The sequence below is a fragment of the Nonomuraea sp. SYSU D8015 genome (assembly GCF_008065375.1).
GTDB lineage: Bacteria > Actinomycetota > Actinomycetes > Streptosporangiales > Streptosporangiaceae > Nonomuraea.
The window spans coordinates 90,128-107,653 of record NZ_VJYI01000023.1 but is presented as its reverse complement, the minus strand read 5'-3'; the positions used below and the strand labels follow the sequence as shown (position 1 = coordinate 107,653).

General features: G+C 69.1%; 16 protein-coding genes. 10 read left to right on the top strand and 6 right to left on the bottom strand.

What is annotated here, in order from left to right; genetic code table 11:
- Window positions 1–2 precede the first annotated feature (2 nt).
- Complete coding sequence (locus ID574_RS47570; RefSeq protein ID WP_188195681.1) at window positions 3–1,643, top strand: AMP-binding protein; 1,641 nt, start codon at window positions 3–5, stop codon at window positions 1,641–1,643.
- A 69-nt stretch (window positions 1,644–1,712) separates the two neighbouring features.
- Here the strand turns inward: ID574_RS47570 and ID574_RS47565 are convergent, their stop codons facing one another.
- Entirely contained in the window at window positions 1,713–2,612 is a 900-nt protein-coding gene (locus ID574_RS47565) for a helix-turn-helix domain-containing protein (protein WP_188195680.1), read from the bottom strand.
- Between the two features lie 256 nt (window positions 2,613–2,868).
- Here ID574_RS47565 and ID574_RS47560 point away from each other — a divergent pair, with 256 nt between their 5' ends.
- The 6 genes from ID574_RS47560 to ID574_RS63130 all read left to right on the top strand — a co-directional run bounded on the left by ID574_RS47560 (window position 2,869) and on the right by ID574_RS63130 (window position 9,095).
- Window positions 2,869–3,699 (top strand): SDR family oxidoreductase, encoded by an 831-nt coding sequence (locus ID574_RS47560; protein ID WP_188195679.1) that lies wholly within the window; start codon window positions 2,869–2,871, stop codon window positions 3,697–3,699.
- 236 nt (window positions 3,700–3,935) lie between these two features.
- A complete protein-coding gene (locus ID574_RS47555) occupies window positions 3,936–4,388 on the top strand; it encodes a (2Fe-2S)-binding protein (RefSeq protein ID WP_223167821.1) in 453 nt (150 codons plus the stop codon).
- A gap of 6 nt (window positions 4,389–4,394) precedes the next feature.
- Window positions 4,395–5,375, top strand: a complete 981-nt coding sequence (locus ID574_RS47550) for an FAD binding domain-containing protein (RefSeq protein ID WP_188195677.1) — start codon at window positions 4,395–4,397, stop codon at window positions 5,373–5,375.
- Window positions 5,372–7,567, top strand: coding sequence for a xanthine dehydrogenase family protein molybdopterin-binding subunit (locus tag ID574_RS47545; RefSeq protein WP_188195676.1), 2,196 nt, complete (start codon window positions 5,372–5,374; stop codon window positions 7,565–7,567). The genes ID574_RS47550 and ID574_RS47545 overlap by 4 nt, the downstream gene beginning before the upstream one ends.
- Window positions 7,564–8,454 carry an XdhC family protein gene (locus ID574_RS47540; RefSeq protein WP_336245622.1) on the top strand — a complete coding sequence of 297 codons (891 nt, stop codon included), beginning with the start codon at window positions 7,564–7,566 and terminating at the stop codon, window positions 8,452–8,454. Before ID574_RS47545 ends, ID574_RS47540 begins: the two co-directional genes overlap by 4 nt.
- Before the next feature lie 167 nt (window positions 8,455–8,621).
- Window positions 8,622–9,095: a transposase family protein gene (locus ID574_RS63130; protein WP_188195675.1), complete on the top strand. Its 474-nt coding sequence runs from the start codon at window positions 8,622–8,624 to the stop codon at window positions 9,093–9,095.
- Between the two features lie 638 nt (window positions 9,096–9,733).
- Here ID574_RS63130 and ID574_RS47530 read toward each other — a convergent pair.
- On the bottom strand, window positions 9,734–10,408 hold the full coding sequence (locus ID574_RS47530; RefSeq protein WP_188195674.1) for a TetR/AcrR family transcriptional regulator: 675 nt from the start codon (window positions 10,406–10,408) through the stop codon (window positions 9,734–9,736).
- Window positions 10,409–10,494: 86 nt separating this feature from the next.
- On the opposite strand from ID574_RS47530, the gene ID574_RS47525 reads away from it, so the two are divergent.
- Window positions 10,495–11,685: an MFS transporter gene (locus ID574_RS47525; protein ID WP_188195673.1), complete on the top strand. Its 1,191-nt coding sequence runs from the start codon at window positions 10,495–10,497 to the stop codon at window positions 11,683–11,685.
- A gap of 64 nt (window positions 11,686–11,749) precedes the next feature.
- Window positions 11,750–12,517 carry a hypothetical protein gene (locus ID574_RS47520; RefSeq protein WP_188195672.1) on the top strand — a complete coding sequence of 256 codons (768 nt, stop codon included), beginning with the start codon at window positions 11,750–11,752 and terminating at the stop codon, window positions 12,515–12,517.
- A 134-nt stretch (window positions 12,518–12,651) separates the two neighbouring features.
- Here the strand turns inward: ID574_RS47520 and ID574_RS47515 are convergent, their stop codons facing one another.
- The 4 genes from ID574_RS47515 to ID574_RS47500 all read right to left on the bottom strand — a co-directional run bounded on the left by ID574_RS47515 (window position 12,652) and on the right by ID574_RS47500 (window position 16,414).
- Window positions 12,652–14,142, bottom strand: a complete 1,491-nt coding sequence (locus ID574_RS47515; RefSeq protein ID WP_442939415.1) for an IS4 family transposase — start codon at window positions 14,140–14,142, stop codon at window positions 12,652–12,654.
- A gap of 247 nt (window positions 14,143–14,389) precedes the next feature.
- A complete protein-coding gene (locus ID574_RS47510) occupies window positions 14,390–14,986 on the bottom strand; it encodes a MerR family transcriptional regulator (protein ID WP_223167819.1) in 597 nt (198 codons plus the stop codon).
- Complete coding sequence (locus ID574_RS47505; RefSeq protein ID WP_188195670.1) at window positions 14,970–15,542, bottom strand: MerR family transcriptional regulator; 573 nt, start codon at window positions 15,540–15,542, stop codon at window positions 14,970–14,972. Before ID574_RS47505 ends, ID574_RS47510 begins: the two co-directional genes overlap by 17 nt.
- A gap of 11 nt (window positions 15,543–15,553) precedes the next feature.
- Entirely contained in the window at window positions 15,554–16,414 is an 861-nt protein-coding gene (locus tag ID574_RS47500) for an SDR family NAD(P)-dependent oxidoreductase (RefSeq protein ID WP_188195669.1), read from the bottom strand.
- A gap of 536 nt (window positions 16,415–16,950) precedes the next feature.
- Between ID574_RS47500 and ID574_RS47495 the strand changes: the two genes are divergently transcribed.
- A complete protein-coding gene (locus ID574_RS47495; RefSeq protein WP_188195668.1) occupies window positions 16,951–17,523 on the top strand; it encodes a TetR/AcrR family transcriptional regulator in 573 nt (190 codons plus the stop codon).
- Window positions 17,524–17,526 lie beyond the last annotated feature (3 nt).

Sequence of the window (17,526 nt, the reverse complement as noted above, 5' to 3'; positions counted from 1 at the left end):
CCATGGACCTGGCGTACTGGCCCGCCGACACCAGCCGGCCCGTCCTGGACCTGTCCACAGGGGACCTGTTGCGCGAAGCCGCCAGGGACGCCGGGGACCAGACCGCCCTCATCGAAGCGGCGCCACCAGGCACGCCGTCGCCAGCCGGTGCCGAACGCACGGACCGCCGATGGACTTACCGGCAACTGCTGGCCGACGCCGAGCAGTGCGGACACTGGCTGCTCACCCGGTTCGCACCGGGTGAGCGGATCACCGTTTGGGCGCCCAACATTCCCGAGTGGATCATCCTGCAATACGGCGCGGCGTTGGCCGGTGTGATCGTCGTGACCGCCAACCCGGCGCTACGGGCGGCAGAACTGCGCTACGTACTTGAGCAGTCCCGCTCAGCGGGCCTGTTCCACACCGCCGAGTTTCGCGGTAGCGACATGACCGCGATCGCGCGGGAAGCGATGCCGGGACTGCCGGAGTTACGCGCCACGTTCTGCTTCGAGGACTGGCAGGACACCGTACGCACCCACCAAGCGGACGGCTCGCTGCCGACAGTGCGGCCCAGCGACCCCGCCCAGATCCAGTACACATCCGGTACCACCGGATTCCCCAAGGGGGCGTTGCTGCACCACCGGGGGCTGGTCACCAACGCCCGGTTCATGATCGACCGGACACAGCTTCCGGACCGGGGCGCCATGGTCTCGGCGATGCCGTTGTTCCACACCGCCGGCTGTGCAATGGGCGTGCTCGGCTCGGTGCACCAGCGAGCCGCCTACGTCCTGTGTCAGCTGTTCGACCCCGTGCTCGTGCTCACCGCGGCCCAGGACCACCACGCGGATCTGCTGGCAGGGGTTCCCACCATGCTCATCGCGATGCTCAGCCACCCCGAGTTCGACCAGTTCGACCTGTCCCGCCTGTCGCGGGTGCTCTCCGGCGGCAGCCCCGTTCCGCCCGAACTCGTGCACCGGGTCGAGCGCCGTTTCGGCGTCCAGTTCACCACGGTGTACGGCCAGACCGAACTGTCGCCGGTGGTCACGCAGACCAGCCCCGACGACTCGCCCGACGACAAAGCCACCACCGTCGGACGGCCACTGCCGCAACTCGAGATCGCCGTCCGCGACCCCGTCACCGGCGACACCGTGCCCATCGGCGGGCAAGGGGAAATCTGCGCTCGCGGCTACCAGCGCATGCTCGGCTACTTCGACATGCCCGAACGCACCGCCGAAACCGTCGACCGGGACGGCTGGCTGCACACCGGCGACCTGGGCACCATGGACGACCGCGGCTACCTCCGCATCACCGGCAGGCTCAAAGACATGATCATTCGCGGTGGGGAGAACATCTACGCAACCGAAATCGAGCAAGTGCTGTTCACCCACCCTGGCATCCGCGATGTCACCGTGCTCGGCCTGCCCGATCCCACCTGGGGCGAGATCGTTGCCGCGGTACTCGTACCCGCCCACCCCGACCAGATCCCAGCAGTCACCGAACTCCACCAGCTCTGCCGTGCGCACCTGGCACCCCACAAGACACCCACCCGCTGGTTCCACACCGCCGAACTACCGCTGACCGGCTCCGGGAAGATCCAGAAGTTCCGCCTCCGCGACCAGATCCACCAGGCCGACGTCGAAGAACTGCACAGCGAGCCCCAGTAATGGTCATCAGCCCGGCGCTCGCCGGTAGGATCGTGCTCCGCAGAAACCCTGCGAGCTCTGCGGTTTGGTTCAGCCGACCGGTGTCGTCGCGTCCGTTCCCCAGCTGGCAAGTAGCCGCAGGGCCGTGGCGGACTCGGAGCCAGGTTCCGCGTGGTACGTGACAAGCGTCTGGTCGGGGTCGTCGAGCAGAGGGAACGTCTCGTATGACAGGGTGAGTTCGCCCACCAGCGGATGGTTGAACCGCAGCACCCCATGGCTCTTGCGGCGCACCTCGTGCGCAGTCCAGAACTGGCGGAACGCCTCGCTCCGCACCGACAGTTCGCCCACCAGCGAAGCGAGCTGCGGATCTTCGGGATGGCTGCCGGCGTGCATGCGCAAGATCCCGGCGATGGCGCCCGCCTTGCGCTCCCAGTCGATGAACAGATCGCGCATGGCGGGGGAGAGGTAGATCAGCCGTCCCCAGTTGCGCTCCTCGGGCGGCAGCTCTGCCCAGTTGCCGAACAGTGCGGCGGCCGTCCGGTTCCAGCCGAGGATGTCCATGCGGAATCCGTTCACGTACGCGGGTACGTCCGTCATCGTGTCGAGAAGCTGCTGGATGGCGGGGCGCAACCGTTGGGTCCGCGGTGACGGCTTGCTCGGCCTCTTTCGTGTGGGCTTCGCCAGGTGTGCCAGGTAGGCCTGCTCGGTTTCGGTCAGTTGCAGGGCTCGGGCGATGGAGTCCAGCACCTCCACCGAAACGTTGCCGCTGTTGCCCTGTTCGAGCTGCGTGTAGTAGGAGACCGATACGCCGGCCACCTGTGCCAGTTCCTCCCGGCGCAGCCCGGGCACCCGCCGTCGCCGACCATAGTCGGCCAGGCCGACGTCGGCGGGCTTGAGCCGGGCCCGGCGGCTGCGCAGGAATTCGCTGAGCTCTGCACGCCGATCGAGGCCGGCAGCCGACCCATCGTCGCCGGCGCTGAAGCTGGACATGCTGTCCAGTGTGCCCCATCCAGCGACTGCCGTGCCTGCCACTGCCAGCAGTAGGAACACGGAAGGTAGCCAAGGCGGCGGATGGCTGTTCCCGGGCATGAACGGCAGGCTTGGCGATGTCCCGGCCGGAACGGAACCAGCGCCGACCAGCACGGTGCTGAGACCCGCCGTCGCGGCCGTCCGGTTTCCTTCGATCAGTGTCTCGGGCAGAGGTGCGCTGTCGTGGCCTGCCCGGCCACTTCTTCCAGGAGCTTTGATGTCTCGTACCTGGTTCATCACCGGAACGTCGCGGGGGTTCGGCCGCATCTGGGCCGAGGCCGCGCTGGGTCGAGGTGACAAGGTGGCTGCCACCGCCCGGAATGTCGCCACCCTGACCGATCTCGTCGACCGCTACGGCGACAATGTCCTGCCGATCGCACTCGACGTCACCGACAAGTCCGCCGTGGACCTGGCCGTGAAGACGGCCCACGACCACTTCGGGCGGCTGGGCATCGTCGTCAACAACGCGGGATACGGTCTTTTCGCCATGACCGAGGAGGCCACCGAGAAGCAGGCCCGCGACCAGTTCGAGACCAACGTCTTCGGCACTCTGTTGGTGACCCAGGCCGTCCTGCCGTATCTGCGCGAGCAGGGCTCGGGCCACGTCATCCAGCTCTCCTCGATCGGCGGATTGCGCGCGTTCCCCGCCCTCGGCATCTACAACGCGTCGAAGTGGGCGCTGGAAGCGATGAGCCAGGCTCTCGCCGCCGAGGTCCGCGGCTTCGGTATCAAGATCACGATCGTCGAGCCGGCCGGCTACGCCACGGACTGGGGAGGGAGCTCGGCGGTGCACTCTGAGCACCTGCCCGCCTACGACGGTGTGCGCGAGGCCGCGGCCGCGTTCTGGAGCGGGACGACCCCCGGCGACCCGCAGGCGACCGCCCCGGCCATCCTCCAGGTCGTCGATGCCGAGGAACCGCCGCTGCGGATCTTCCTCGGCGCCGGCCTGCTCGAGCTGACGCGTGACGAATACGCGCGTCGCGTCGTGGCCTGGCAGGAGTGGAACCACATCTCGGAAGCGGCCATGGGTAGCCGCCTCGCTGCCTGACCGGACCTCGCCCGTAACGTACACCGATCCGAGGGAAGCGATTCATGGAAGAACCCATACCGGCCCAACCGTCTGAGACAGCCGCCGTACCCACCGCACCACCGGTCAGGCCCACCCGGCGCACGTTCATCACGGCGACCACCGCAGCCGGCGCTACCGTCGCGACCGGTGGCCTGGTCGCCGGGCCGTCCAGGGTCGGCGCAGCGGCACCCGCTGAGTCGCCGCCCACCAGTCCCGTGTCACTGTCCGTCAACGGCGACCGGCACACCGTCACGGTTGACAACCGGACCTCGCTGCTGGACCTGCTGCGCGAACATCTGGGCCTGACCGGCTCGAAGAAGGGTTGTAACGCCGGTGCCTGTGGGGCGTGCACGGTGCTGGTCGACGGTCGGCGGGTCAACTCCTGTCTGACACTGGCGGTACGGCTGGAGGGCGCCGAGGTCACCACCATCGAGGGTCTTGCCGACGGCGACCGGCTGCACCCGCTGCAGCAGGCGTTCATCGACCAGGACGCCTTCCAGTGCGGCTATTGCACCCCCGGGCAGATCATGTCCGGCGTCGGCTGCATGCAGGAGGGCCACAGCGGATCGGCCGAGGAGATCCGGGAGTGGATGAGCGGCAACATCTGCCGCTGCGGCTGCTACGTGAAGATCGTACGGGCGGTCGAGCAGGCCGCGGGCCGGAAGTGAGTGCCGATGTATCCCTTCTCCTTCACCAAGGCCGCCGGCACTCGTGAGGCGCTGGAGGCCGGTCGGCGCGGCGGGCGTTACATCGCCGGCGGTACGACGCTCGTCGACCTGATGCGCGAGACCGTCGAACGCCCCCGCACCCTGGTCGACATCAGCGCCCTGCCGATGCGCGAGGTCACCGACACCGCACGCGGAGGGCTGCGCATCGGCGCCCTGGTGCGGATGGCCGAGGCCGCCGCCCACCCCAAGGTGCGCACCCTCTACCCGGTCATCTCCCAGGCTCTGGAACTGAGCGCGTCCGCCCAACTGCGCAACATGGCCACGATCGGCGGCAACATCATGCAGCGCACCCGGTGCGCGTACTTCCGTGACGTGACCGCCGCCTGCAACAAGCGTGAGCCGGGCTCGGGCTGCGCCGCCCTGCAGGGCTACAACCGCACCCACGCGATCCTCGGCACCTCCGACCACTGCGTGGCCACCCACCCCTCCGACGTCGCGGTGGCCTTCGCGGCGCTGGAGGCGAGCGTGCACCTGCTGGGGCCGGACGGGGAGCGCAGCGTGCCTTTCGCCGACTTCCTGCTTCAGCCCGGCGACACGCCGAACCGCGAACAGGCTCTTCGCCCAGGCGAGTTGATCACGGCCGTGGAGATTCCGCCGCATCCGGGCCCGCTCAAGTCGGGCTATATGAAGGTGCGCGACCGGCAGTCGTATGAGTTCGCGCTCACCTCCGCGGCCGTCGCCCTGCACGTCCGCGGCGGAGTGATCCGGCAGGCGAAGATCGCCGTCGGAGGCGTGGGCACCGTGCCGTGGAGACTGCCCGCGGTCGAGCGGCGGCTCACCGGCCGGCGGCCCTCGGACGCCTTGTGGGCCGAGGCGGCCGAGGGGGCGGCCGAGGGGGCCCGCCCCCTCACTCACAACCGCTTCAAGGTCGAGTTGCTCAAACGCACCGTCGAACGCCAACTGCGCATCGTAGGAGGTACCAAGTGAGCCCGCAGCCACAGGCGGCAGTCGGAGCGCCGCTGTCCCGGGTGGAGGGACGCCTGAAGGTGACCGGGCAGGCGAAGTATGCTGCCGAGCACGACATCGACGGGGTCGTCCACGCCGTCGTCGTCGACAGCAGCGTCGCGCGCGGACGCATCGCCGGCATCGACGCCCGCGCCGCCCTCACCCAGCCCGGCGTGCTGAAAGTGATCACCCACCTCGACGCGCCCAGGCTGGCCTACCGCGACAACCCGGTCTCGCTCGCCCCCCGAGGGGGTCGGCGGCTGCGCGTCTTCCAGGACGACCGCGTCCAGTTCTTCGGCCAGCCGGTCGCCGTCGTGGTGGCCACCACCCTGGAGGCCGCGCAGCACGCCGCCGACCTTGTCGAGATCACCTACGACGCCGAGAAGTCCTCGACCGACCTGGCCGGGAGCCCGGCCGACGAGCCCCAGACCTACGCCCGGGGCAACGCGGAGCAAGCGCTGGGTTCCGCGGGCGTCCGGTTGGAGATGAGCTACCGGCTCTCCCGCAACCACCACAATCCGATGGAGCCGCACGCCACCATCGCCCGCTGGGACGGCGACAGGCTCCGCGTATGGGACAAGACCCAATGGGTGATCGGCGTGCAGCACGAGCTCGCGGCCGTTTTCGGCATCCCGGCGGAGTCGGTGCGCGTCATCTCGCCGTTCGTCGGCGGCGCGTTCGGCAGCGCCCTGCGGACCTGGCCGCACGTCATCATCGCGGCTCTGGCCGCTCGCGAGGTGGGACGCCCGGTGAAACTCGCGCTGACCCGCAGGCAGATGTACTTCTCGGTGGGGTACCGGCCCGCGTACGAGTACAAGCTGCGCCTGGGCAGCGACCGGCGCGGGCGGGTGACCGCGATGGTCCACGAGCTGAAGCACGAGACCTCCCGTTACGAGAGATTCTGGGAGGCCAACCTGGTGCTCGGGCAGATGCTCTACGCCGTGCCCAACGTCAGCCAGTCGGTCCGGACGGTGCCGCTCGATGTGAGCACCCCGCTGTGGATGCGCGGCCCCGGCTACAGCAGCGCCGCCTTCTGCATCGAGTCCGCGATGGACGACCTCGCCTACGAACTCGGCATCGACCCGATCGAGCTGCGGCTGCGCAACGAACCCAACGAAGATCCGTCGAACGGGCGGCCCTTCTCCACCCGGCGGCTGCGCGAGTGCTTCCGCGTGGGCGCCCGCGAATTCGGCTGGCACCGGCGCAACCCCACGCCGCGCTCCACCCGCGACGGCGACTGGCTCATCGGCACCGGCGTGGCCACCGGCTGCTACGACGTCTGGCGGGGACAGGCCCAGGCCTATGCCAGGATCGACGCCGACGGCACCGCGGTGGTCGAATCCGCGACCCACGACGCGGGCCCGGGCACGTACACCTCCATGACCCAGGTCGCGGCCGATGCTCTCGGCTTGGAGGCACGCCACGTCGAGTTCCGGCTGGGCGACTCCACCATGCCGCCGGCCCCGCCACAGGGCGCCTCGCAGACCATGGCGAGCGTGGGATCCGCCGTCCAGGACACCTGCGACAAGTTGCGCAAGCAGGCCATCAAGCTCGCCGTCGAGGACGAGGGCTCACCGCTGCACGGCGTCGACGCCGATGACGTGGTGGTCAGCGGCGGCCGGCTGCAGGTGAAGGGCGACCGTGCGCGCGGGGAGACCTACCAGCAGCTCCTTGCCCGCAACAACGGCACCCACCTCGTAGCGCGGGGGTCCTACAACCCGCCACAGGAGTCCCGGTTCTCGATGTACGGCTACGCCGCGATGTTCGCCGAGGTCGCCGTCGACGCCCGCCTGGGGCTGGTACGGGTGCGGCGGATGCTCGGCGTCTACGACGCGGGCCGGATCATCAGCCCCAAGCTCGCCGACAGCCAGGCGATCGGCGGGATGGTGGGCGGCATCGGCATGGCCCTGCTGGAGCACACGGTCACCGACCACCGCGACGGCCGGATCGTCAACGCCAACCTGGCCGACTACCTCGTCCCCGTCAACGCCGACATCCCCGATCTCAAGGCGATCTACCTCGACGGCCGGGACGACGAAGCCGACCCCATCGGAGTCAAGAGCCTGGGCGAGCTCGTGCAGATCGGCGTGGCGCCCGCCATCGCCAACGCGGTCTTCCACGCCACCGGACGCCGCGTCCGCGACCTGCCCATCACCGCCGAGGCCCTGCTCTGAGCCGCCGGGCCGACTCCCCGCAGAAGGACCCCGCGCTGCTGAACATCACCGACACGCTGTACCGCTGGTGTCGTGAGAATCGCCTCTTCGCCCTGGCCACTGTCGTGGGCGTCAGCGGCAGTGCACCCCTGCCACCCGGCACCGGCCTCGCCGTGGACACCGACGGCAACGCGGTCGGCAGCCTCTCCGGCGGCTGTGTGGAGGGCGCCGTCTACGAGCTGTGCCGGCAGGCGCTGACCGACGGCGGCGCACCTGCCCGGGCCCGCTTCGGCTACTCCGACGATGACGCCTTCGCCGTGGGCCTGACCTGCGGCGGCGAGATCGAGGTGCTGGTGCAGCAGATGTCGCCGACCGCAGCCCCGCACCTGGTCGCGGCGCTCGACGAGGTGCTGCGCGACCGCCCTGTGGCCATCGCCCACGTGGTGGACGGTCCAGAGGCGTTGCTCGGCCGTATGGTCCATATCCCGGACGGCGGGACGCCGTACGGGGGTCTGGGCGGCGGTGAGGACGTGGACCGGGTGGCCGCGGCCCGGGCACGCGGGCTGCTCGCGGCCGGCCGCACCGGCCGGGTGGAGATCGGAGGCGACGCCGAGACCTGCCCCGAGCGGCTGCCGCGCCGCCAGCGTGGCCATGATCAGGTCGAGGACGGCCAAGCCGAACTCGGACCGGTCCCGGCCCTCATAGGCGCCCAGATCCCCGGCCATCTGGCGCACCATCGACGCCAGCAGGCACGCCCCCGGTTGGCCGCCGGAGAACGTCGCGCCGATCAACGCGTTGACATCCGGTCACGCAGGGGCAGCACCGCCCAGGGGAAGACGACGGCGACAAGGCCGCTCTCCCTGTCGGTGACGGTTCGTGTCGGGCGTGACAGGTCGACGAACGTGTAGGATCCCGGGCCCAGGACGAGCCGCCGGTCGAGTTGCCCGACGCGCATGTGCCCCCCGGGGCTGAAGGTCGATCTTGCACATCTCCGCATCCGACTGACGGCCCAGCCGGGCGGTGCGCTCGCCCTAGGCCTGGAGGGACTCGTACCGGATGACGCGGGTCATCATCGATGTCCTGGCAGGACAGGCACCCGGCCTCAAGGACGCACTGGATTGGCCCTGGCCGACGGCCAACCTCACCTGATCCTGGACGACACCCTGACGAGCATCGATCGGATCGGCGAGAAGACCAGCGTGAAGGCAAGGAAATCGACGCCTGGTACTCCGGCAAAGCCCGAGCCTCCGCCGCCAACCTGCAAGGTCTCATGACACCGGGCGGCTTTCCGATATGGATATCCGACGCCCTGCCTGGGTCGACTCATGACATCACCGCCGCGCGCGAACAGGTTCTCGCCACCATGCGCCCTTATCTCAAGGACATGCCGCTGCCCGCCGACTCGGGCTACGAAGGCTCAGGCGCCGGCGTCCATGTCCCGGTCAAGCAGCCCGCAGACGGCCGCGAGCTTGACGTTGGCACCCGTACCAGAAACGCGCTTCCTCGATCTCTTCGCGTGTCTGGGAGAACGCGGCTTCGCGTTTCTTGAACAACGCTGGCGCACCCTTCAGCACGTCCACCTCAGCCCCAGCCGAGTCGGCGGCCTCGCCAAAAGCCGCGCTCGTTCTCACCCACTTCGAGCACACGGAATGATCACATGAAACTTGCTGGGATTACCTCAGTGGATATGGTGGTGAGTGCGACGGCGGCACCACGCGCTGGAACAACTCCCACAACTCATCGGGCACCAGGCGCCGAAGGAATGCATCCACGAACGCCCTAACGATCAAGGCCCAAGATGAGTCACGCTCTCAGGAGCGCTCGGAGGAGCTAGCGGGTCATGTCAGCTCACTTCCTTGCGGATCACGCGCACCACGCCGACCTCGATGACTGCCCGCTGCGCTCGCGCGCTGACAAGGCCACGGGCCCGGAGTCGTTCGTCCCGATGGTGGCCCATGTCCGGGCGATGGCGGCAAGGACGCCCATGGTCGTCTCCATCCGCAGGAGCGAGCGGCTTTGGTCCAGGAGATGCACGCTGCAGAGGTGGGCGCCGGCCCTGAACACGGCTTAGATCAGCAGGCCATTCAGACAAGACGGCCCGGCTGCGTTCGCCCCGAGACCGCGACGCCGCCCGTCGTCGGAGTAACAGGCAGAACCCGCCGAAAGGGGATCTGATGCGCGCCGCCGTCAAATTTCGTCATCCTGCTCGCCGCCGCCCTGCTCACCGTCACGGTCGCGCAGGCCGCGGCCTCGGCCGCCGCGGCGGGACCACGGCGACGCGGACGTGGCCAGCTTCGCGGCGGCGCGCATGAGCGCTTCCCTCGCAGTGTCCGGTGTCGCCGGATCGTCGGCATGCATCATGCGCGCCATCTGCGGAACCGCGTACCACCAGCCTGCGAGGGCCAGGATGAGGAAGGCGAGGTCGGCGGCGGGTATGTCGTCGCTGATCAGGTTCGCCTGCTGGGCACGGGTGAAAGCCGTCACCTTGGTGCGGTAGTAGTCGGTGCGGGAATCCTCGTCGGGCACTTCGGGGAGATCGAGCAGGCCCTCCCACAGCAGCAGCCGGGTCAGCTCGGGGTGCTCTGCGTGGTAGTCGTACACCGCGGCGGCGTACGCGGCAACGGCTTCCGGCCCGTCCAGGCTGTCCAGCGGAACGGCGGCCGCGACCTTGTTCAGTTCGTCCGCGAGCACGGTGGCGAACAGCCGGGATTTGTCGCCGAAGTAGGTGTACAGGCGCTCCTTGTTGATCCCCGCCCGGCGGGCGATGCGCTCCATGGTGGTGCCACCGAGGCCGTGAGCGGCGAACTCGGCGACCGCGGACTCCTTGAGCCTGCGTTTGGTCTCGGCGGTGTTCCAGGCCATGCCCGACAGCATATCCAACGCTTGCGTTGCAAATCTCCGATGAGGCGCTAGGGTGGTTTCCAACCCAAACGTTGGAGTTGGAATTCATGTCCACCATCTTGCACGGGCCGCCGCCGCCCACGGCCGAGCATGCAGCCGCTCGGGCAGGCACCATCCCCCTGCTCGTCGGCACCGCACTCGTCGTACTCGTTCAGCTCTACGTGGCCATCCCGCTTCACCAGTTCGTGGCCGCCGACCTCGGGTCCGCCGACGTAACGACCGCGCTGGCCGCCGGTTACTCGTTCGCCTACGCACTGGGGTTCCTGATCTTCGGGCCGTTGTCGGATCACTACGGGCGCCGGCGCATTCTCGTCTCCGGCCTCGCGGCGCTTACGGTCGCAACGCTCGCCGTGAGCTTCGCCCCCTCGACGGGCGCCCTGGCCGTCCTGCGAGCCGTACAGGGCCTGGCGGCGGCCACCTTCGCGCCGACCGCCCTGGCCTACCTCGGGGAGGCGCTGCCCCCTCCACGGCGTGCCAGCGCGATCGGCGCCCTCTCGGTGGCCTTCCTCACCTCGGGAATCCTCGGACAACTGGCCGCCATCGCCGCCGCCGCAGGCTGGCGCGGAACGTTCTTCATCGGCGGCATCCTGCTCGCCGCCCTCACCCTCGCGGCCTTTGCCGTCATCCGCGAACCCGACGCCGGCCGGCCCCATCAGCCTCTCCCGGCCCGCTATGCCGGTCTCATCCGGTTCGCACTCCGGCCCCGTTCCCTACTCCTCGCTGCAGGGCATCTGGTCGTCCTGGGCGGTTTCGTCGGAATGTACAACCTGCTCGGCACGCATCTGGCCTCGTCCGGTCTTTCCGCCAACGAGATCATGCTTGTGCGCGCCGCCGCCCTGCCGGCGATGCTCTGCTCGCTGCTCGCCGGGCCACTGGCCGCACGCCTCGGTCCGGCACGTACTGCACTCACCGGCTTCATCCTTGCGGCTGCAGGCCTGGCAGCCGAGTCCGTACTGGCCGACGCACTCACAGGTCTCCTCGCCGCCAGTGTCGTCTTCGTCGCCGGCGTCGCCGTCCTGGTCCCCACGATGATCACGCTGTGGGGCGAAGCCGCGCATCCCGCCCGAGGCGTCGGGATGGCCGTCAACGGGTTCGTCCTCTTCCTCGGAGCCGGTGTCGGCTCCTACGCCATCGAGCTGCCGGGAGATTTCGGCGGCGCGCTCGGCGTCATGTCCGGGCTGTACGTCGCCGCAAGCGCCGTCGTCTACGCGGCCTGTGCCATGAAGGGCCGCCAGTGACCATGACCACCCACGTCCTTTCCCGCCGAGTACACGCCCGTATCACCACGTGAGGAGTTGTTTCATGCCTCGTCTGAATTCCGTCGTCCTTTCCGGGGTCGCCGTTGCGGTCCTCGCCACCTCCGGAGCCGCCTACACCGCGACCACCCGCGATGAGATCCCGCCGACAGCCGCCGAGCCGAGGACCGGCCGACAGGAGATCACCATGCCGCCCTCCACCGAGCCACCAGCCGCCGACGTCAACGGCGCCCGGCGCCTGGAGGGCGATGCGCTGAACGGTACCGGTCTCCGCATCCCCCGCGGGTGGGAGATCGTCAGGGTGCGCGAGGAACGGCACGACGACCGCGATGTCACCGTCATCCGCCACCAACCCGACGGTTACCGTCTCAACGGCCCCCACACCAGCCTCGTCCTCGACGCCGCCGGCACGATTCTCGGATTCACCCGCCTCCAGGACGGAGATCGCGGCCGGCTCCCCGACGCACGTCGCGCCGAGGAGATCGCTCTGCGCTTCCTGCGGCAGGTGGCGCCCGACCATGCCGAAGGGCTCACCGTCAACTGGGTCGCGCAACACGATGAGACCGTGACCCGGACCGACGGCACCACCGAGACGATCTCCGGGATGAAGGTGAAGATGCATCACGACAACGGCCTCTATACCTGGGTCATCGTCGGCCCCGACGAGACCGTGCTGACCTATGAGCGCGACATCACCTGGGACTCCAGTCGGGGACGCCGAGGCACTCAGATGTGGCTCCACGACTCCTGGATCGCCGCCTACGAGGGAACCGGCCCGCAACCCGCCTCCCCGTACGCTCTCGCGGCGTCGTGACCGCTCCCGAGCACCGATACCGCTGCCGAATCGCGGCGCGCTGACACGTGAATCAACCTCAGCCAGGCGGGCGGCAGGGCACATCCTGGCTGAGGATCATCCAATGCCGCGAAGTTAAGGATCTTGCTGGTCTGTCAAGGTCTGGGATGAGATCTTGTAGGTTGCGGGGCCGGTCTTGGTGAGGAGTCCTTGGCTGGCCCATTTCGCCATCCGGGTACAGAAGGCGTCGAGGGGTTTCTTGCCGCTGATCTGCGGGCGAGGTCGCGGGCGCGCCAGGAGTGTTCTGGTGTGGCCTGCATGATGGCCAGGACGATCGTGGGGCCCGGAGGATAGGTGGCGGGGGTGTCGTCATCGTGTGGCTGGGTTGGGGCGCCTTGGCCGATGATGATCGCGATGTTGGGGATGTTCGTGCTGGCCAGGGGACGGTTTCCGGCGTTCCAGGTGTGGTAGCGGGAGATACCGGATTTGACGGTGCGAGCGCTGAAGCGTGGCCGGCGGGGTGGGAGCAGGCTGGTCAGGACGGCGGTGGTGATCCGTCCGGTGTCGGAGGTGGGCAGGACGCCGACGACTGCGGTAACGGTGTCGCGGGCGGCGGCCAGTGCGGTGGTGAAGGAGGCCCGGTCGGGGTCGGTGCCCGGCATGGTCTCGACCGCGGTGACCATGGCGTGGCGCAGGGCCTGGTAGAGGGCCAGCAGTGCCCACATCTCCTGCTCGATCCCGGCGGGGTCCTTGGAGCGCAGGACTCGCCCGTGCAGGAGGGTGTGGCGCAGCGCGTAGTAGGCCGATTCGATCTCCCAGCGTTCGTGATACAAGGCCACGAGCGTCGCGGCGGGGTCGGTGTGCGGGTCGGTCAGGGTGGTCAGGAGCCGGTAGGTGCTGGTCACGAAGGTGCCGTCCGTGCCGGTCACGGTGATGTCGGCTTCGATCGCCCGCAGCTTCAGGCCGGCGATCCGGGTCAGGTAGGAGCCGTCGCGCAGCCGGGCCAGAACCGGCGGCCGCCGGTCGGTCCTGCCCCGGACCAGGAACTGTGCACCGGTCTGGGTCACCGCTTCCAACAGGTCGTTGCCATCGAGACCGCGGTCGGCCAGCAGCAGCATGTCCGGGCCGAGCAGCGGCGCCAATCTCATCGCGTAAGCACGCTCACCCGTGGCCGAGGGGCCGAAGATCGCCCCGAGCAGCCCTCGGGTGCCGGTCTCGGCGAGCGTCATCAGCATTAAGGACGGATACCCGGCCACCCCGAACCTCACTTTGAGCCTGCCGAACCAGCCACGATTGGCCTCCCGGTCGGGGACCCGCAAGGACGCACACCCGTCGAAGGCCACCGTCCGCCACCGCCGATACCGCACCCCAGGTGTGGACGGTCGCGCCAGCGGGACGGCCAACACCTCGAACAAGGCCCTCAATGGGGCCGCTCCGATCCGGCGGCGCAGATCCCGCAACGCCTTCTCCGACGGGGCCGGAACCGGCAACCCAGCCAGGCCCGCGACCAGCTTCTGCCACACCAGCGCGGCGCCCATCTGCTCGAACAGCCCCAACGCCAGCATGAAGTAGACACCCCCCGCGACGGCAGCGACCGCAGCCGCCGCTCGGTCGTCCCGGTCTGCCTCCAGTACGGCATCGACCATTTCGAACGGCACCACCTGCGTCAACTCGCCCAGATGCCCCGGCGCGAAAACACCGCCGGCAACCTGGACCCTCCGCACAACCTCGACAACTACAGACCTGGCAGACTTGGGCAGCAACGAGACCTCGGCTCCGGGACGGATCTTCGGACGGACCACCCCGGCATAGCAGAGGTCTCGTCCCATGCCCGGCCCCGATTCTAGGCAAAACGATCTCCTCGCCCGATCGGTCCCGGCGCGCTCCGCACAGTCACCCGGTCAGCTTGTGCGCCTGGGCGGCCCGGCGCAGCGCGGCCAGGACGACGTCGCCGAGCACCCCGATCTCCAACGCGCGCCCACGGTCGCGCGGGTCGCCGACGGCCCGCAGGTCGGCCTCGGCCACCCGCTCTGCCGCCGCGCAGTAGTCGTCGAAAACCTCCAGCATGTCCTCGCGGCCCAGCTCCGCGAGGCTGGTCACGAGCCCGATGAGGGCCTGCCGCGTCGGATGCTGGCCGAGGCCCGTCCACCCCCGGCGCCGCAGCAGGTTGTCCACGATGCCCTCGGCCGCGTCACGGCCGGGGCCCGGCGGCGGGGGGTGGTGCCGCGCGGTCACGGCGAGGGCGATGCCCAGGAGATCTCCGCCGCCGGCCTCCGGGTCGTCGAGGTGCGCGATCAGGTCACGGATGATCGCGATGCTGAGATCGCCGTACTCGGCGAGTGTGCGTACGAGCTTGAGCCTGCGGACGTGCGCGGCGTTGTACTCGGCCTGGTCGCGTGCCGCGGACCGACCTGGAGGAAGCAGGCCCTCCCGCAGGTAGAGCCTGATCGTGGGGACCGAGACTCCGGTCTGCTCACTCAGGTCCGCCATCCGCACGCTCGCCGGCTCCTCTCTTGTCGGTTCCTGCGGCCTGCGTTCGCCGCTGCGGCTCGCGCGGCAAGGCGGTGTCGAGATCTTGGACGTCCGGTCCGGTCCAGCCCCCGTAGGTGGCGATCTTGTACTCGACCGCCGTGAGGGAAAGGGCCAGCTCACGGATCCGCCGGCAGATGGTGTCGCGATGTTCGATCAGCATGTCGAGCCGCTCGGGCACCGTGTGCTTCCCGGCTTCGACGAGCGTGATGTAGTGCTGCAGGTCGCGCATCGGCATGCCGGCCAGCCGCATCCGGGTGAGGAACACCAGGCGCCGCACCGCCTCGGCGTCGTAGAGGCGGTGACCGTTGCCGTCGCGGGCCACCTCGACCAGCCCGGCCCGTTCGTAGTAGCGCAGCGTGTGGGGCGAGATATCGAGGAGGTCGGCGACCTCATTGATCATCATGGGCTCGTGCACGCCGCCCAGATCAGTGAGGCGGTGGATCGCCTCGACCGAGGGCGGGCCGTCGTCCCGGAGCGCTTCCAGCGCCTTTCTCATCAGCTCGTCGGTGGCCATGACAGCCAACCCTAAATCGGCCGGACCGATGCCGGGACGCCGGCGAAGTCGGCGCTGCGGGCGGTCTCGGCCCACCGCTCGACATCCTCCAGGCCTCGCCGGTACACGCCCGAGATACGTTCGACCGCCTCGCGCCCGAGCGGCAGCCGCAGCGGCACCTCCTCATCGTGCGCGAGGGACACGATGATCTCGGCCGCCCGCGCCGGGTCGCCTTCCTGGCGGCCGTTGGCCCCGGCCATGTCCGCGCGGACGGCGGCGAGCACGTCGCGGTACGTTTCGGACGGTTCGGCGAACTCGAGCACGTCGGCGGCGTTGAACTCGGTCCTGAACCGGCTGGGCTCGACGATCATCACGCGGATCCCGAACGGTGCGACCTCCCCGGCCAGGGCCTCCGACCAGCCCTCGAGGGCGAACTTCGACGCGGAGTACGTCGACACCCCGGGGAACGACATCCGCCCACCCTGGCTGCTCATCTGCACGATCGTCCCGGTGCCCCGCGCGCGCATCGCGGGCAGCGCCGCGCGGACGAGCGCGGCGGGGCCGAACAGGTGCAGCTCCATCAGCTCCCGCAACTGCGCGTCGCCGACCTCCTCGACCGCGCCGACAACGGCTCGCCCCGCGTTGTTGACGAGAACGTCCAGCTGACCGAAGCGGTCGAGGGTCTCCTCCACAAGATCCGAGGCCGCGGCGACGTCTCGGGCGTCGAACTTCGTGATCAGGCAGGTGTCCGGATGGGTGGCCCGCAGGTCGGCCACACTGTCGGGCCGGCGCACCGCCGCCACCACGTTGTCGCCCGCCTCCAGCGCCGACTCCGCCAGTGCGCGCCCGAACCCGCGGGACGCGCCAGTGATGATCCAGGTCTGTGTCGTCATGGCGACGACGCTAGGGCTTTGAGCGCGCTCGAACGCAAACCCGGCGCGAGGGCGTCTGAGCTCGGCCAGCACCGCCAAGACCGGCGCCGCGACGGCGGCGACGATGCCGGGGCCGTGACCATCAACCCCGCCGCGCCTTCGGACACCGAAAGCGCAACCTGGACCCTCCGCACAACCTCGACAACTACAGACCTGGCAGACTTGGGCAGCAACGAAACCTCGGCTCCGGGACGGATCTTCGGACGGACCACCCCGGCATAGCAAAGGTCTCGTCCCATGCCCGGCCCCGACGCACTGTGCCGACGATCACACCCTCAGCCCCTTGAAGAACCTCGAAGATCCTTAACTTCGCGGCATTGGAGGATCATCGGTCAGAGTTACGTGGGGAGTTCGGGTCAGGCGGCCATCGGTTCGACGGTGACCTTGTGGCCGAGGGCCTGGAGTTGGGCGATCAGGTCGCTGGGTTTCCTTCTCGAGGGTCTTTGCGAGGTAGCCGCCCTGCTGGACAAATATATAGATCGGTCTACTCTTCCGTCATGGCAACCAAGGGAGAGCAGACGCGGGCGAGGTTGATCAACGCCGCACGCACGCTGGTCGAGGAGCGGGGTTACTTCGGTGCTGGGCTCAACGAGATGACCGACGCCGGCAAGGCACCCCGGGGCTCGCTGTACCACCATTTCCCCCGCGGCAAGGACCAACTGGTCGCGGCGGCTCTCGCCGCCTCCGGCCAGGAGATCGCTGCACTCATCCGCACCCTCTCCGAGGATGCGCCCAACGCCAGGGCGCTGGTCGAGGCCGTGCTGGACGCACTGGCCGACCGGATGGAGGAGGCCGGCTACGCCAAAGGCTGTCCGATCGCCACAGTCGCCCTGGAAGTCGCGGCAACCAATGACTCACTGCAGAAAATCTGTGCTGAGGCATACGACGACTGGCAGGGAGTGCTCGCGGACCATCTCGTTGCTGATGGCTACGCCCCCGACCGCGCCGGGGCCCTGGCTTGCTCCTTGCTCGCCCTGATCGAAGGAGCGCTCGTTCTCGCCCGCGCCCAGCGAAGCCGGATCCCCATTGACCGGGCACGAGAGTCTGCCGGAGCACTCCTCAACGCCTGAGAG

Bases quoted from the DNA above. Each gene is read 5' to 3' on its own strand.
- ID574_RS47500 (WP_188195669.1), bottom strand. From the start codon at position 16,414: ATGACGACACAGACCTGGATCATCACTGGCGCGTCCCGCGGGTTCGGG.
- ID574_RS47495 (WP_188195668.1), top strand. From the start codon at position 16,951: ATGGCAACCAAGGGAGAGCAGACGCGGGCGAGGTTGATCAACGCCGCA.
- ID574_RS47570 (WP_188195681.1), top strand. From the start codon at position 3: ATGGACCTGGCGTACTGGCCCGCCGACACCAGCCGGCCCGTCCTGGAC.
- ID574_RS47520 (WP_188195672.1), top strand. From the start codon at position 11,750: ATGCCTCGTCTGAATTCCGTCGTCCTTTCCGGGGTCGCCGTTGCGGTC.
- ID574_RS47525 (WP_188195673.1), top strand. From the start codon at position 10,495: ATGTCCACCATCTTGCACGGGCCGCCGCCGCCCACGGCCGAGCATGCA.
- ID574_RS47565 (WP_188195680.1), bottom strand. From the start codon at position 2,612: ATGTCCAGCTTCAGCGCCGGCGACGATGGGTCGGCTGCCGGCCTCGAT.
- ID574_RS47505 (WP_188195670.1), bottom strand. From the start codon at position 15,542: ATGGCCACCGACGAGCTGATGAGAAAGGCGCTGGAAGCGCTCCGGGAC.
- ID574_RS47510 (WP_223167819.1), bottom strand. From the start codon at position 14,986: ATGGCGGACCTGAGTGAGCAGACCGGAGTCTCGGTCCCCACGATCAGG.
- ID574_RS47560 (WP_188195679.1), top strand. From the start codon at position 2,869: ATGTCTCGTACCTGGTTCATCACCGGAACGTCGCGGGGGTTCGGCCGC.
- ID574_RS63130 (WP_188195675.1), top strand. From the start codon at position 8,622: ATGTCCTGGCAGGACAGGCACCCGGCCTCAAGGACGCACTGGATTGGC.
- ID574_RS47550 (WP_188195677.1), top strand. From the start codon at position 4,395: ATGTATCCCTTCTCCTTCACCAAGGCCGCCGGCACTCGTGAGGCGCTG.
- ID574_RS47530 (WP_188195674.1), bottom strand. From the start codon at position 10,408: ATGGCCTGGAACACCGCCGAGACCAAACGCAGGCTCAAGGAGTCCGCG.
- ID574_RS47515 (WP_442939415.1), bottom strand. From the start codon at position 14,142: ATGGTCGATGCCGTACTGGAGGCAGACCGGGACGACCGAGCGGCGGCT.